A 15448-nucleotide genomic window follows, 5' to 3' on the forward strand; every position below is an offset into this window, starting at 1 on the left:
CGGCGATCGAGCCGGCCGTCTGGGACCTGCCCACGTGGATCCGGTCCTCCGGCTGGACCGCGCCCGAGGACGGAAGCCGCCACTGAGCCGATGCGGTCAGCTGGAGACGACCCGGTTGCGGCCGGCCTCTTTGGCCTGGTAGAGCGCGTGGTCGGCCCGGGCCAGCAGTTCGTCGAGGGACTGGTCGCCGGGCTGCAGACCGGTCAGCCCGACGCTGATCGTCACCGGCAGCGGGCCAGCCTGCGTCGGGATCGGCTCGTTGGAGATGGCCGAGCGCATCCGTTCGGCGACCTCCTCGGCCTGCCCGTCGTGGTCGGGCAGGACGACCGCGAACTCCTCGCCACCGTAGCGGCCGAACACGTCGGAGTGGCGCAGCCGGCCGCTGACCCGGCCGGCCACCTCGCGGATCACCTCGTCGCCGACGCCGTGCCCGTACGTGTCGTTGATCGCCTTGAACTTGTCGATGTCCAGCATCGCCGCGGCCACCCGCCGGTTGTTGCGGATCGCCGTCAGCACCATCGCGCCGCCGATCGCATAGAAGTGCCGCCGGTTGTGCTGGCCGGTCAACTCGTCGGTGGTCGCCAGTTCCTGGACACGGCTGAACAACCGCGCGTTCTCGTACGCGATCATGCCCTGGCCCGCCAGTGCCGCGGCCACCTGGCGGGAGGTGTCGTCGAGCCCGACCCCGCCGAACAGGACGAGCCCGACGTCGACGCCCCGGCCGCGCAGCGGCACGGCCAGCACCGTGGGCGCACCCAGCAGGACCGGCGCCCACGGCCCGGAGGCGTCCAGCAGGACCGGGGTGTCGCCGCTGGTCTCCGGCACCTCGATCTGGATGCCGACGAACTCGTCCATCGCGTCCCCGAAGATCTCGAAGACCGTGCCGTCCGTGCCGATCATGAAGCCGGTGTCCGCGTTGAGCTGGGTACGCAGCGTCCCGCAGAGGTGGCGCAGCACCTGGTCGGGTTCCAGGATCGCGGTCAGTTCGGCGAGGCTCGCCTGCAGCATCTCGGCGAGGGCCTGCTGCTGCTGGGCGGCCTGCACGACCAGGTGCAGCTGGGCGGCGCGGGCGGTCTCCAGGGAGACGGCGACGTGGCTGCTCATCGAGGTGAGCACCTCCACGTCGTCGTCGGTGAACACCCCTTTGGCGAGGCGGCTGTCCAGGTAGACGACCCCGGCGAGGCGGCCCTTGAACTGCACCGGGGCGACCAGGATGCTGCGCAGACCGTGTTCGACGGCGCTGCGGGAGCCGACCACCTCGCCCTGGTCGGTGCCGCTGACCACGATCGGTTCGCCGATCTCGACGACCCGGCGGACCAGCGAGTACGCGTGCCCGACCGTCTCGGGCAGGTCCCCGGTGGCGTCGCGCCCGGCGAAGCGGACCGGTTCGCCGTCGTCGTCGAGCAGGAAGTAGAGCGCACGTTCGGCGCCGAGGATGCGCAGCATCTCGTCGAGGGCGACCCGGGCCAGCTGCTGCGGTTCGAGGATGGTCGCGGCGGCCGCACCGACCTCCTGCAACGCCTCCAGCCGGCGGTTACGCCCGGCGTCGACCGTGCGGCCGCCGACGACGGTGCGGCGGTGCGCGCCGCCGTCGTCGACGCCGAACTCGGTGCGGACCTGGCGGCGGCGCTGCTCCCAGCCGTAGAACCCGGCCAGGGTGAGGGCGGCGCGGGCCTGCCGGTCGGATTCGGCGGTCAGGCCGATGGTCCGCATCGCCCGGGCCCGGATCTTCATCAGTTCGTACTGGAGCAGGGGCGCGTCCAGTTCCCGGGTCATCCGGTCGGCCTCGTCGGCGGTCCGGATCGTGCGCCGCGGGTCACCGAGGGCCTGGAAGAGCGACGCTTTCGCGGCCAGGTGGGTGGCCTGGAGCAGCGGTGACCCGCCGGCCCGGCCGAGCTCCCGGACGGCGTCGCGGACCGCGGCCAGCCGCTGCGGGCGTTCCTCGTCCGGGGCGTAGCGCAGTTGCACGAGGCGGGCGTGCGTCTTGAACGCGTACGTCCACTTGTGTTGCGGCATCAGATCGCCCTGCCGGGCGATGGCGTCGAAGCCGGCGATCACGTCCTCGAACGGTGGGCCGAGTTCGCCCTGTTCGAGGAGCAGGCAGGCGGCCGCGGTGAGGATGTTGGCCCGCTGCACCCGGGTGCCGGTGCCGTCCGGGAACGAGGTCCGCATCCGTTCGAGGGCTTCCGCCGCCGCCCCGAAACGTCCCTGGTACGCCGGGATCATCACGCTGAGGATGCCCAGCCCGGTGCCGAGTGCCAGGCTCGGGTCGCTCAGCGCCCGCATGCCGCGCTCGTGTTCCCGGATCGCCTCGGTGTGGTACCCGCGCAGCAGGAACCGCAGGCCGAGCGCCGAGTGGCCGGGGATCAGCTGGGCCGGGGAGTACCAGCGGGCGTTGCGGGTGATGGTGCGGTCCCAGGCGGCGCCGTCGTCGTGGCCGCCGAAGAGCATGCCGCAGCCGCGCATCCACTCCACGTAGGCGCCGAGGGCCGGATCGCCGAGCGCGGCGGCGACCGTGGCGGCGCGGGCCACCCGCCGTTCGCCGCTGCGGCGCAGCCCGGCGACCATCGCCACGTACCCGACGAGGGCGTAGACACGGACGTATTGGGGGCTGGGGCCGAGACGGTTCACCGCGTACAGGGCGCGCAGGGCGAGGATGCCCGCTTCGCGCAGGCGTCCACCGACCGCGGCGGCGTACCCGCCGGCGTCCAGCACGGCGGTCATCGCCTCCAGGTGGGCCCGCTGCCGGCCGCGGACCGAGCCGTACAGCAGCCGGGTACGCCGGACCAGCCCACCCGCGACCGAGATGATCACGGTGGTGAGCAGGAGCAGCAGGCTGCGCCCCGGCATCGGGCGGCCCAGTTCACGCAGCGCGTCGCGTACCGCGTCCAGAGCCTGTTCGTCGTCCCAGACGGTGTGCAGCAACTCGATCCGGGTGGTCAGCAGCCGGGCCCGCCGCAGCCGGTCGGTCTCGCCGCCCAGGGCCCGGTCCAGCACCTCGGCGGCCTCGGTGACCCGGCCGGCCCGCAGGTAGGCCCGCGCCAGCGCGTGCAGCAGCTCGGTGCCCGGCGCCGGATCGCCGTCGACGGCCTCGCACAGGTACCCGATCGCCTCGGTGGCGGCCTGGTCGGCGAGCGCCCGCAACCCGGCCGTGGCGGCACTGCGCCGGCGGTCCTCGTCCGGGACCGCGTCGCCGGCCTGCCGGTAGTGGCGGGCCACCGCGTACGCGTGCCCCGCGTCCCGTTCCCCCTCGGGCAGGGCGGACAGCGCGACGGCCAGCGCCGCGTGCATCCGGCACAGCTCGTCCGGGCCGAGACGGTCGAGCAGGACCGCCCGCAGACGGGGGTGGACGAACCCGTACCGCCCGCCGGGCCGCGGTTCCAGCATGTGCCGGTCCACGCCGACGACCAGGGCGGCCAGTACCTCGTCGGCGCCGCGTCCGGACACCGCGGTGAGTATCTCCGGACGGAACCGGGTGCCGGCGACCGCGGCCGCGGTGAGGCAGTCCAGGATCGCCTCGGGCAGCCCGGTCAGCCGGACGGCGATCAGGTCACGCAGCCCGGATCCGCTGGGCAGTGCGTCGGCGCCGGCGGTGTCCAGCAGCCACTCACCCCAGAGCGGGGTGAGCAGGCCGGCGTCGAGCAGCCGTTCCAGATATCCGACGGCGGTCAGCGGCAGGCCGTCCGAGCGGGCCAGCACGTGCCGGGCCAGTTCGGCGGGGACCCGGGCGCCGGGCAGCCGGGAGGCGACCAGGTCGGCGACGTCCACCGGGGCCAGCGGCGGGCAGGCCACCTCGAGCAGGCCGGCGGTGGCGACCTCGGCGGCGACCGGCGAGTCCCCGTTCTCGGTGAGCAGCACCAGCAGCGGCAGCCCGGCCAGTTCGGGGGCGAGTTCGCTGAGCAGGCCGCGGCTGCTGGGGTCGAGCAGGTGCGCGTCGTCGAGGACCAGCAGCAGGCCGCCGGAGCCGCGGGCCAGGTCAGCGAGGTACGCGACGTACGCCGCGATGACGTTCTCGTCGCGTCCGCCGTGCAGCCCGCCGGTCAGGGCCGGACCGCCGGTGGCCTCCGCCGCGGCCAGCCGTGACTCGGCCTCGGCGCGACGGGCGGCGGGCAGGCGGCGTACCCGGGACTCCCAGGCCTGGACCGCCTCACGGACCGCGGCCAGCGGCTGGGTCTCGTCCGGCCGGCACGTCGCCCAGAGCACCGGCACGTCACCGGCGTCCGCGGCGACCTGTTCGGCGAGCCGGGTCCGGCCGGCGCCGGGACGGCCGCGCAGCACCGCCATCCCGCCGTGCCCGGCCCGGGCCCGTTCCCAGCGCCGGGCCAGCCGGTCCCGTTCCGCGGACCGGCCGATCAGCGGCCAGGTGGCGGCGGCCGGACGGTCCTCGGCCGAACCGCCGGGGCAGGCGCGCAGGCCGTCGAGGAGGGCGGCGGCGTCCGGGTAGCGGTCGTCCGGGTCCTTCTGCAGCAGGCGCAGCACCACCTCGGCCAGCGCGGGCGCGAGGCCGGGACGCAGCACGGCCGGGTCCGGTACCGGCGCGGTCAGGTGCAGGCGCAGCAGCTCCCCCACGTCGGACGACTCGAACGGCAGACGCCCGGTCAGGCATTCGTAGAGGACCACGCCGAGCGAGTACAGGTCGGATCGCCCGTCGACCGGGCGTTTGAGCATGCCGGACTGTTCCGGGGAGGCGTACAGGAAGGTGCCGACCGCCCGGTCGCCGGCCGGGTCGGCGGGCCGGCCGAGCTGGGCCAGACCGAAGTCGATCAGTTTTGCGGCGCCGTCGGCGGCGATCATGATGTTGCCGGGTTTGACGTCGCGGTGCACCAGGCCGGCCCGGTGCGCGGCGGCCAGGGCACGGGCCAGCTGGGCGGCCAGCGCCACCACCCGCTCCTCGGTCGGTGCCCCGGCGCCCAGCTGGTCGGCGAGCGAACCGCCGGGCAGGTGTTCCAGGACCAGCGCGGGCACTCCGTCGAGCAGGCCGGACGCGTGCGCCTCGACGACCCCCGGGTCGGCGGCGCAGGCCAGCAGGGCGGCCTCGCGGTGGAAGGAGGCCAGGATCGCCGGGTACTCGTCGGGGTCGGCGAGAGGGCGCTTGACCGCGTACCAGCAACCGTCGTGGACCGCCCGGTGCACCGTCGTGAAGGCGCCCCGGCCCAGCTCGTCGACGACCTCCAGGTCGGTCAGCTCCGGTGCCCGCGCCCGGCCCGTCTCCGTCACCCGCACACTCATTCCGATTCCGGCGTCACCCTCCTGTTCGGCCGGGTCCGGCGCGAACTGAACGTTCCAGGGCTCGTTCTACCCCGCATGGGCCAATTCGGCCGCGGTCAGCATCGCCTCCAGGTCGGGGCCGGAGACCGGCCGGGCGAAGTAGTAGCCCTGACCGCGGGTGCAGCCGAGCACCCGCAGCAGGTCGGCCTGCACCGGGGTCTCGACCCCCTCGGCCACCGTCACCAGGCCCATGCTGCGGGCCAGGTCGACGATCGTGCGGACCAGGGCCAGCTGGGACGTGTCGGCGCCGTCCTCCGGCATGAACGCGCGGTCCACCTTCAGCACATCGATCGGCAGGTCCCGCAGGTACGCCAGCGACGAGTAGCCGGTGCCGAAGTCGTCGATCGCTACGCGTACCCCCTCGGCGCGCAGCGCCTGAAGATGGGCGATCGCCTGCTGGGCGTGCGCACCCGACCGCACCAGCACCCCCTCGGTGATCTCCACGGTGAGCGCGGTGGCCGGCAGGCCGCTGTCGCGCAGAGCGCCCAGCGCCTTCACGGTGAACGCCGGGTCGGCGAGCTGGCGCGGCGACACGTTCACCGACACCCCGGTCCCCCACCGGCGGTGCCAGGCCACGGCGTCCCGGCAGGCCTGGCGCAGCACCCACTCACCCAGCGCGATGATCAGGCCGCTGTCCTCCGCGGCCGGGATGAACCGGTCCGGCCCGACCGGCTTCTGCCCGGGCGGGAACCAGCGCACCAGTGCCTCCACGCCGACGACCGTGCCGCCCTCCAGCGCGACGATCGGCTGGTAGTGCACGGCGAACTCGTCCGCGTCCAGCGCCGCGCCCAGCCGGTCCAGCAGGCGGATCCGTTCGGCCTGCTCCTCGCGCATCGCCGGGTCGAAGACCGCGACCTGGTCCTTGCCCGCCGACTTGGCCGCGTACAGGGCCAGGTCGGCGTCGCTGAGGATGTGCACCGAGTCGGAGGCCGGCGCGAAGCCGCGGACCCCGATGCTCGCGCTCGGCCGCAGCGACTGACTGCCGGCCAGCACCGGACGGCGCAGCTCACCGAGCAGCGCCTCGGCCCGCAGCGCCGCGTTCTCCGCGGTGCTGCCCGGCAGCAGCAGCGCGAACTCGTCACCGCCCAGCCGGGCCGCCGTCTCACCGTCGCGGGTGGCGGCACTCAGCCGGGCGGCCACCTCGATCAGCAGCGCGTCGCCGATCGGATGGCCGAGCCGTTCGTTGACGTCCTTGAAACCGTCCAGGCCGAGCAGCAGGAACGCGCCTCCGGTCCGGCCGGTCGCGACGTCGGCGATCAGGCCCTTCATCGTCTGCCGGTTCGGCAGGCCGGTCAGCGCGTCGTGCGAGGCCTGATGGCTCAGCGTCTCCTGCAGGCCGGCCTGTTCCCGGACCGCCTGCCGCAGCCGGGCGGTCTGCTGGTAGGCCAGCGCCGTCGTGTGGCTGAGCCGGATCACCAGCAGCACCGCGGTGAGCCCGGTCGACCCCATCGGCAACAGGACGTCCATCTTGTCGAAGTCCTCGCCGTCGTTCTCGGTGATCAGCAGGTACACCGTCACCACCGGGCCGATCAGCACCAGCACGATGTTGGCCAGCACGGTCCGCCAGCCGTGCGGGCGGCCCTGATCCGCGCCCGGCTGCTCGGTGTCCTCCGGCCGCAGCGCCGCCGTCCCGACCAGCAGGAACCCGAACAGCCAGCCCACCGTGCTCCAGGCCGGCCCGCCCGACTCGCCGGTCACCGCCGACACGAAGAAGATCACGTCGGCCGCGGTGAGCACGGTCGCCGCGGTGGCCAACTCCATCTCCGCACGGTTCAGGCCGCCGCGGACCACGATCAGCCGGACCACCGCGCCGAGCACCAGCAGATCCAGCATCGGATAGACGATGGTGTTCTCGGCGGCCGGCGTCGCGGTCCGGTCGTGCACCAGCGGGTCGTAGAGGAACACCCACTCCAGGGCCGCGCCGGTGCACAGCACGATCCCGGCCTCGGTCAGGCCGGACCACTCACGGCCGCCCGGCAGGCCCAGCAACCCCATCGTGAACAGCAGGCACATCACCACGTGCAGCACGTCGACGCCGTCGGTGTAGTCCGGGAATCCGCCGGCCACCGCCGAGCAGACCATCGCGGCGCCCATCACCCACCACGGCCAGCGCGGGCCGATCCGTGGACGCCGCGTCCCGGTGACCACCGCACCGAGCGCGACCGCCACCACCGGCAGGTAGGCCACCATCCGCATCTCCGGCGCCAGCAGCGGCACGCCGATGGCGACCAGCCCGGCCGTCAGCAGAACGGCGTGCCACAGCCGATCACGCCGGTCCGGCTGCGCCCCGGCCCGCTCCGGGTCGCCGCCGCGCAGCGAAATCGGCACCGGCCCGCCTCCCGCTCTCCCGACGCCTCGACGATGTCCCGATAGCCGAACGTCCCACAGCCGAGACCCCGCGGGGGCACATGCCAGGACTTTCCCTTCCGCTTTTTCCGGGGTACGCGGTGAAGCACGTCCCCACCCGCCCCGCCCGTCTCACCGCCCCCATCCGCGAGGTTCCGGCCCGGGTCCGGAGGTCACAGGGTGGCGGCCAGTTTCTGCAGGGTGTCCGCGGCGCCCGAGGTCAGCGGATCCCCGTGCCCGGGAAGGATCACCCGCACCGGCAGGCCGGCCAGTTTCCTCACCGACGCGACGGCCTGGGTGGCGTCCGCGGTGTACTCCGGTGCGGAACCCTCCAGCCCGTTCTGGTTGCGCAGCGCGTCCCCGGCCACCAGCACGCCGGTGGCCGGCTCGAAGAGGGAGATGTGCCCGAGGGTGTGCCCCGGGGTGCCGACGACCCGCAGGCCGAAGATGTCGTCGCCGTCCGCGACCGGCGTCAGCGCCACGTCCGAGACGATCGAGGCGACGTCCTCGCCGCCGGCGTACAGCTTCGCGGAGAGCGAGGGCACGATCTCGGCGAGCCCACCGGCGTGATCCTGGTGCTGGTGGGTGAGGATCAGGTGGCGTACCCGGTCCCAGCCGCTGCCGGCGGCCTTGAGGGCGGCCTCGATCGCCGGCCCGGAACCGGGGGTGCCGGTGTCGACGACGGCCGCCTCACCGCCGCGGACCAGGATCCAGGCGGAGACGAACGACAGGTCGGCCCGGTGCCAGTCACCCAGCCCGGCCTCGGCCGGGACCGACGTCTCCGGCGCGGCCGGCGACGTCGACGACGGGGACGACCCGCACCCGGTGACGGTGTTCAGGACGGCCACCCCGAGAACTCCGGAACCGGCCGTGAGAAGCAGTCTTCGGTTCATCCTTCATGGATAGCGCGGGACGTAGCGTAGCGGGCATGCAGATACGCACACTGGGCAACGGCCTCGAAGTCTCCGCGATCGGCTTCGGCGCCATGGGCATGAGCCACGGCTACGGGCCCGGCCCGAGCCGCGCCGAGAACATCGCCCTGCTCCGGGCCGCCGTGGACCGCGGCGTCACGCTCGTCGACACCGCCGAGGTGTACGGGCCGTTCGTCAACGAGGAACTGGTCGGCGAGGCCCTGGCCCCGGTCCGCGACCAGGTCGTGATCGCCACCAAGTTCGGGTTCGCCTTCGACGCCGACGGCGGCCAGGTGCCCGGCGCGGTGAACAGCCGGCCGGAGAACATCCGGGCGGTGGCCGAGGCCTCGCTGCGGCGGCTGCGCACCGACACGATCGACCTGTTCTACCAGCACCGGGTCGACCCGGACGTGCCGATCGAGGACGTCGCCGGGACGGTCCGGGAGCTGATCACGGCGGGCAAGGTGCGCCACTTCGGGATGTCCGAGGCGGCCGCCGCCACGGTCCGCCGGGCGCACGCCGTCCAGCCGGTCACCGCCGTGCAGAACGAGTACTCGCTGTGGTGGCGTCAGCCCGAGCGGGAACTCCTCGGCACACTCGCCGAACTGGGCATCGGCCTGGTCCCGTTCAGCCCGCTCGGCCGCGGCTTCCTGACCGGCGCGATCACCACGGACACCGCCTTCGCCGAGGGCGACATGCGCAACGGCCTGCCCCGGTTCGGTGCCGAGGCGCGGGCGGCCAACCAGGAGCTTGTCGACCTGATCGGCACCGTCGCCGAGGGCCTCGGGGCGACCCGGGCGCAGGTCGCGCTCGCCTGGTTGCTCGCGCAGCGGCCGTGGATCGTGCCGATCCCGGGCACCCGCAAACTCGAACGCCTGGAGGAGAATCTGGGCGCCGCCGACCTGGCCCTCTCCGAGACCGACCTGGCCGCGATCGAACGGGCCGCCACGCAGGTCGAGGTGGTCGGCGACCGCTATCCGGCGGCCCAGGAGCGGCTGACCGGACGTTAAGACCGGGCCGCACGCCGCCAGGGCCGCAGACAGTGGTCGATCATCGCCAGCTGCCGGGCCGGCTCGGACAGCGGTGAGCCCATCACCGCGTGCACCTGCTGGGCGAGCGCGATGGAGAGCAGCACGTCGATGACCTCGTCGTACGGCACGGCCGGGTCGATGTCGCCGTCCTCCACCGCCTCGGCCAGCCGGTCGCGCAGCATGCCGCGCCACTGGTCCTCGACGACGTCGTTGATGACGGGCATCGTGTCGTTGGCGGCCATCCGCCCCCAGAAACCGACGACGACGTGCGCCTCGTCGCGGGTCTCCTTCTCCAGCGGCAGGATCTCGCGGAGAGCCGCGTCGAGCGCCGCCAGCCCCCGCCGGGACGCCGTCGCGGCGGCGATCCGGTCGTTGGTCCGATCGGTGATCCGGTGGAACGCCCCGGCTGCCACCGCGTCGAACCCGTCGAAGTAGTGCCAGAGGGCGCCGGCACCCATGCCGAGCTCGGCTGCTATCGCCCGGCTGGTGGCGGCGGGCAGCCCGTCCCGGGCGACCACCGCGAGAAAGGCCTCGACGATCTCGTTCCGGCGCTGATCGTGATCGACGATCTTCGGCACGTGTCCGTTACCTTTCAGTACGCTCTGATGAGCACACGGTCGGCAGCCCCGCCTTCCGGTGGGGTGTCATCGGTCACGACGGCGACCGGCTCTCCGACCGTGATCGGGCGACCGATCCGGTAGGCGGGGAACGGGCAGCGTCCCGGACTCATGGCGCCGACGTGCCGTCGCGTACTAGATCCCGGTTGCCGCCGCCCACTCTTTCCATTCACGATGCCTATCCATAGCCAACTAATGATCACTGATGAGTATCGACGTGCCAGCAGGAGACTACCCCCGGATCGGGTCACGTGATCGTCACGCCACGGTCGTCTTCTTCGATCCACCGCACCGTCGGACACCGGACAGATCCCGTCACCGGAAGGGACATCCGCCGATGGTCCGGACGGTCATGCTGAAAGGCCCCGACCGAACCGACCGTGAGGTGGTGTCCGTGCCGCGACCCGACGACCCGACCGCCGGAGCCCTGCTCCGGGAGATCACCGGCCTGGCCGCCGAGGTCGCCCCGGTGTCCGCGGTGGACGAGGCGCTGGACCGGATGCGGGAGCTGTGGTGGTCGCGGCTCACCCCCGCCGGCCGGCTGACCGCGCACGTGGCGGCGACAGCCCGGTCCACCCGGCCCACCCCGGTCGCCGAGGTGCTCACCGCCTGCCGCCTGGCCGGCGAGTGCGGCTCTCCGGTGCGGGTGCCCGAGTTCACCTCGCTGACCACCGGAACCGTCCGGCCCGGACACCGCGGGACCTGGTCGGCCGAGGTCGGCACCCGGCCGTACGGGCTGGGCCACCTCGGCGACTTCGGCAGCATCCAGGCCGCCCGGGCCGCGGTGTGGGACACCATCGAGATGAACCGGGACCGGCTGCGCGACGCGATGCGGCAGGCCTGCCGGGAACTGACCGTGCTCGCCGCCCGCGGCTGGGAGGAGCCGCAGGTCGCCGTCTGGGCCACCGTGGACCGGCGGGCCGGCGACGACGCGTCGCTGGTGACCCTGCACGAGGTGGCCGTCCGGGCCCGGGCCGGCATCGCGGCGGCCGACCGCTGGCGGTCCAGCGAGGACTTCCCGTCGCCGGTTCCGGAGACCTCGCTCTGGCACTGGCCCTCGGTCGAACGCTGGCTGCGCGACCACGACCGGGTGCCGCCGGACGGGCTCGCCCCGGCCCGCCCCGAGCTGCCCCGCGACAGAACCTTCTAGGCACACGTTTCGTGGTCAGCGTCCGCGTGGTGACTTCAGGCGCCCAGCGCGCCTCAAATCACCACACCCCACCACCAGCGTGGTGACTTCGGGCGGCCAGCGCGCCTGAAGTCACCACGCGGACGGGTTCGCGGCCTGGCCACGAGACGTGTCCAACGCGCTCGGTTCCCCTGGGGAAACACTCGGCGGCTACCGTGCACAGGGGACACACGGTTGAGGGCGACGGGGAACGGCCATGGGGTTCGTACTTGACACCGCGGGGCTTCCGGAAGGCGACCGGGCCGAGGCGGTGCACACCGCCATGCTGTACGCGTCCGCGCCCTGTCACGTGATCCACGAGGATCCGGCCGGCCCGATCCGGACCAGGCTGGAGGTGTGGGACCTCGGCGACGGGACCGTCTTCACCGCCCGGTCGGCCGGTCTGCGCCTGTTGCGTACCGCCCGGCAGGCCCGGCAGGACGTCATGCCGGTGATCGCGCTGTCCGTGCAGCGCCACGGCGTGGGCCGCCTGGAACAGTACGCCGAGCAGCGCATCACCCCGGCCGGCGAGCTCCTCGCGGTGGATCTGGCCGGTGCCTACGACTACTCCTGGTCGGGCGACGGCGCGGCCGGCTGTCTGCAGTTCCCGATCGACCGGCTCGACCTGCCCGCCGACGTGATCCGCCGGGCTCTCGGCCGGCTGCCGGCCAGTCCGCTGTACCCGCTGGTCGCCGGTCACATCACCCACCTGGCGCGCGATCCGGCCCGGATCACCGGCGGCACCACCGCCCCGACCGTCGCGACGGCGAGCGTGGACCTGGTCAGGGCGCTGCTCGCCTCGGCGGCCGGCGGACCGGAGTCCCGGCGGGTCCGGGAGGAGACCCTGCTGAGCCGGGTCCGCGCGTACGCCCGACGGCACCTGAACGATCCGGAACTGGACGCGGCCCGGATCGCGGCGGCCCACAACGTGTCGGTGCGGCAGCTCTACAAGGTCTGCGCGGAGGCCGGTCTCAGCCTCGAACAGTGGATCATCAACGAGCGGCTGCGCGGCGCCCGCGGCGACCTGCTGCGCCCGGACCAGCAGCGGCGGCCGGTCGCGGCCGTCGCGCTCGCCTGGGGCTTCCGCGATCCGACCCATTTCACGCGACGGTTCCGGGCCCGTTACGGCACCACCCCGGCCCGGTTCCGGCAGGCCGGGCACTGAGGATCCGGGCCGGCGAACGGTCAGCCGGGCACTGAAAGTCCAGGCCGCTGCACGGTGGGCCGGGCGTCGGATCCGGGCCGGTGCACGGTGGGCCGGATGGTGTGCGGGCAGGGCCGGTCCGGGGCGGGCCGTCCGTCGTTAGGTTCGGCCTCGTGCGGGGGCGGATCGACGAGAGCCGCGCACTCCGGCGGTTCGCCGAGAGTCTGCGTGCGGGCCGGAGAGGCGTGCTGGTGCTGCGGGGTGATCCGGGCACCGGCAAGACGGCGCTGCTCGACGAGTTCGCCGGGACGGTGTCGGGGGTGCGCCTGCTGCGGGTCGCGGGGGTGGAGGCGGAGGCCGATTTCGGGTACGCCGTCCTGCACCGCCTGTTGATCCCCCATCTGACCGTGGTGGACACCCTCGCGCCGGTGCACCGGGTGGCGCTGCGGCGGGCGGTCGGTCTCGCCGAGGGGCCCCGTCCCGATTTCGCGGCGATCGTCCGGGCCACGGCGGCCCTGTTCGACGGGCCGGGCGTGTTCGACGGGCCGAGCGGGCCGGACGTGTTCGACGGGCCGAGCGGGCCGGACGGGTTCGACGGGCCGGACGGCGAGCAACCGGTCCTGTGCTGTGTCGACGACGCCCAGTGGGCCGATCCGGAGTCACTCGCGGTCCTGCGTGCCGCCGTTCCCGGTCTGCTGGTGGCCACCCGCGATCCGCTGACCGGCGCCGGTCCTCCGCCGACGGTGGTCGTGGAGCTGCGCGGTCTCGCCGAGGACGATGCCCGGGACCTGTTGCGTGCCACCGTCACCGGACCCCTCGACCAGCGGGTGGCGGCCCGTCTCGTCACGGCCACCGGCGGCAATCCTCTGGCCCTGATCGATCTGAGCCGGGAGCTGACCCCGGACCAGTTGATCGGCGCCCAGTCGCTGCCGGATCCGCTTCCGGTCGGCAGCCGGCTCGAACAGCACTACCGGCAGCAGATCCGCGACCTGCCCGACGACATCCGGACCTGGCTGCTGGTGGCCGCCGCCGAACCGAACGATGACGCCGCCCGGATCGCGGCGGCCGCGACCGCGCTGGGTCTGTCGCCCGAAGTCCGCTCCCGGGCCGCGGGTCTGCTTGCGTTCCGGGAGCCGCTCGCCCGGTCCGCGATCTACAGTGGCGCGGCCGGATCGCGCCGCCGGGCGGTGCATTCCGCGCTGGCCGCCGCGACCACCCGGCCCGGCGACGCCGACCTGCGCGCGTGGCATCTCGCCGCCGCCTGTCCGGGCACCGACGAGACCGTGGCGGCAGGATTGGTGACCGCTTCTGATCATGCGGCGGCGCGGGGCGGGGCGATCGCCCGGGCCGCGTTTCTGACCCGGGCGGCCGAGCTCACCCCGGACGGGCCGTCCCGGGTTCCGCGGGTGCTCGCCGCCGCCGGGGCCGCCCTCGCCGCGGGTGCGCCCACCCAGACGTTGCGGCTGCTCGAGACCGTCCCGCCCGGTGCCGAGCAGATCCCGCACACCTATCCGTTACGCGCCAAGGCACTGGTCATGGCCGGTGGCGCGGACGCGTACGCCAAAGGGTCCGTGACCTGTCTGCACGCCGCACGCGCCCTGGCCGGCACCGACCCGCGCCTGGCCCGCGAGGCCCTTCTGGAGGCCGCCGAACACGCCGTGCAGGCCGGCCACCTGATCCGCGACGCCACCCCCGCCGACATCGCCGCGCTGGCCCGGCGGATCCCCGGTGACGACCTCCCCGGGCTGCTGCTGGCGGCGTTCGCCACGGCCGCCGTCGACGGCTGCGAACACGCCGTCCCGGTGCTCCGCCGGGCCGGCGCGGTGCTGCGCGACCCGGCCGTGCCCGCCGCGGAGGTGCTGCGTCACCACCTGACCGGAAGTGTCCTGGACATCGTGCGGTGGGACCCCGAACCGCATCGCGCCCTCTGGCAGCGGGTGATCACGGCGGCCCGGGAGACCGGCGCCCTGTGGCAACTGGTGACCGCCCTGTACTGCGCCGCCACCGTGGAGGTCCAGCTCGGCGACATCACCGCCGCCGAACAGCTCCTGACCGAAAGTGCACAGGTCCGCGCGGCCATCGGCCGGACCGCCCAGCTGGAGGCGATCCACCGCCATCCCGGACTGCCCGCGTGGCGCGCCACGAGCACGTCCCACGAGTCCCCCGAGGCCGAACTCGCGGCCACGATGGAGGCGGCCGGCTGGATCGGATCCGGGTCGCTGCAGTCGCTGACCCGGCTGAGCACGGTGGTGCTGGCGCTCGGGCGGGGCGACTACGCGCGGGCCCGGGACGTGGCCCGCGACGTGTTCGAGGCGGACGCCCTCGGTCTGCATTCGCGGGTCCTCCCCGACCTCGTCGAGGCCGCCGTCCGCAGCGGCGACCGGGTCCTCGCCGATCGCGCCCTGGCCACTCTCACCGTCCGGGCCACCGCCGCCGGCACCCCCTGGTCGCTGGGGGTGCTGGCCCGCGCGCAGGCCCTGCTGTCCGCCGGGGCCGAGCCGCTGCACGAACGGGCGATCGCCCTGCTCACCGGGACACCGGCCCGCGCCGACCTGGCCCGGGCACACCTGCTCCACGGCGAGTGGCTGCGCCGCCGCAGACGCCGCAGCGACGCCCGGATCCCTCTGGCCACGGCGGTGGCGATGTTCGAGGAGATGGGCGCCACCGCGTTCGCCACGCGTGCCCGCCAGGAGCTGGCCGCCGCCTCGGCGTCCTCCTCGCGGGAAGGGCTCACACCGCAGGAGCAGACGATCGCCCAGCTGGCGGCGGCCGGTGCGACGAACAGCGAGATCGCCGCCCAGCTCTACCTGAGCGCGAACACGGTCGACCACCACCTGCGGAAGGTGTACCGCAAGCTGGACGTCTCCTCCCGCCGGCAGCTCCCCGCCCACCTGCACGACTGAACCAGGGCGGGCGCGAACAGGGCGGAAGTGGCAGATACGCGACGTCGACATCAGCGGCCA

At 74.0% G+C, this 15448-nt stretch carries 8 protein-coding genes; 4 read left to right on the top strand and 4 right to left on the bottom strand.

Annotated features, from left to right (window positions below):
- Window positions 1-96 precede the first annotated feature (96 nt).
- The 3 genes from QSK32_RS14535 to QSK32_RS14545 form a co-directional block, all read right to left on the bottom strand.
- A complete protein-coding gene (locus tag QSK32_RS14535; protein WP_285472209.1) occupies window positions 97-5217 on the bottom strand; it encodes a diguanylate cyclase in 5121 nt (1706 codons plus the stop codon).
- Window positions 5218-5295: 78 nt separating this feature from the next.
- On the bottom strand, window positions 5296-7596 hold the full coding sequence (locus QSK32_RS14540; protein ID WP_052720036.1) for a putative bifunctional diguanylate cyclase/phosphodiesterase: 2301 nt from the start codon (window positions 7594-7596) through the stop codon (window positions 5296-5298).
- Between the two features lie 191 nt (window positions 7597-7787).
- Window positions 7788-8507, bottom strand: coding sequence for an MBL fold metallo-hydrolase (locus QSK32_RS14545; RefSeq protein ID WP_285472210.1), 720 nt, complete (start codon window positions 8505-8507; stop codon window positions 7788-7790).
- Window positions 8508-8542: 35 nt separating this feature from the next.
- On the opposite strand from QSK32_RS14545, the gene QSK32_RS14550 reads away from it, so the two are divergent.
- Window positions 8543-9535: an aldo/keto reductase gene (locus QSK32_RS14550; protein WP_285472211.1), complete on the top strand. Its 993-nt coding sequence runs from the start codon at window positions 8543-8545 to the stop codon at window positions 9533-9535.
- Here QSK32_RS14550 and QSK32_RS14555 read toward each other — a convergent pair.
- Entirely contained in the window at window positions 9532-10134 is a 603-nt protein-coding gene (locus tag QSK32_RS14555) for a TetR/AcrR family transcriptional regulator (protein WP_045739582.1), read from the bottom strand. The genes QSK32_RS14550 and QSK32_RS14555 overlap by 4 nt on opposite strands.
- Window positions 10135-10567: 433 nt before the next feature.
- Here QSK32_RS14555 and QSK32_RS14560 point away from each other — a divergent pair, with 433 nt between their 5' ends.
- The 3 genes from QSK32_RS14560 (at window position 10568) to QSK32_RS14570 (ending at window position 15388) form a co-directional block, all read left to right on the top strand.
- Window positions 10568-11323: a hypothetical protein gene (locus QSK32_RS14560; RefSeq protein WP_157410654.1), complete on the top strand. Its 756-nt coding sequence runs from the start codon at window positions 10568-10570 to the stop codon at window positions 11321-11323.
- Window positions 11324-11558: 235 nt separating this feature from the next.
- Window positions 11559-12506, top strand: a complete 948-nt coding sequence (locus tag QSK32_RS14565; protein WP_045739580.1) for a helix-turn-helix domain-containing protein — start codon at window positions 11559-11561, stop codon at window positions 12504-12506.
- A gap of 152 nt (window positions 12507-12658) precedes the next feature.
- Window positions 12659-15388: a helix-turn-helix transcriptional regulator gene (locus tag QSK32_RS14570; RefSeq protein WP_285472212.1), complete on the top strand. Its 2730-nt coding sequence runs from the start codon at window positions 12659-12661 to the stop codon at window positions 15386-15388.
- The last annotated feature ends 60 nt before the right edge of the window (window positions 15389-15448 follow it).

Source organism: Actinoplanes sp. NBRC 101535, assembly GCF_030269225.1.
In the GTDB taxonomy this organism is placed as follows: domain Bacteria; phylum Actinomycetota; class Actinomycetes; order Mycobacteriales; family Micromonosporaceae; genus Actinoplanes; species Actinoplanes rectilineatus.

Bases quoted from the DNA above. Each gene is read 5' to 3' on its own strand.
- QSK32_RS14550 (WP_285472211.1), top strand. From the start codon at position 8,543: ATGCAGATACGCACACTGGGCAACGGCCTCGAAGTCTCCGCGATCGGC.
- QSK32_RS14545 (WP_285472210.1), bottom strand. From the start codon at position 8,507: ATGAACCGAAGACTGCTTCTCACGGCCGGTTCCGGAGTTCTCGGGGTG.
- QSK32_RS14565 (WP_045739580.1), top strand. From the start codon at position 11,559: ATGGGGTTCGTACTTGACACCGCGGGGCTTCCGGAAGGCGACCGGGCC.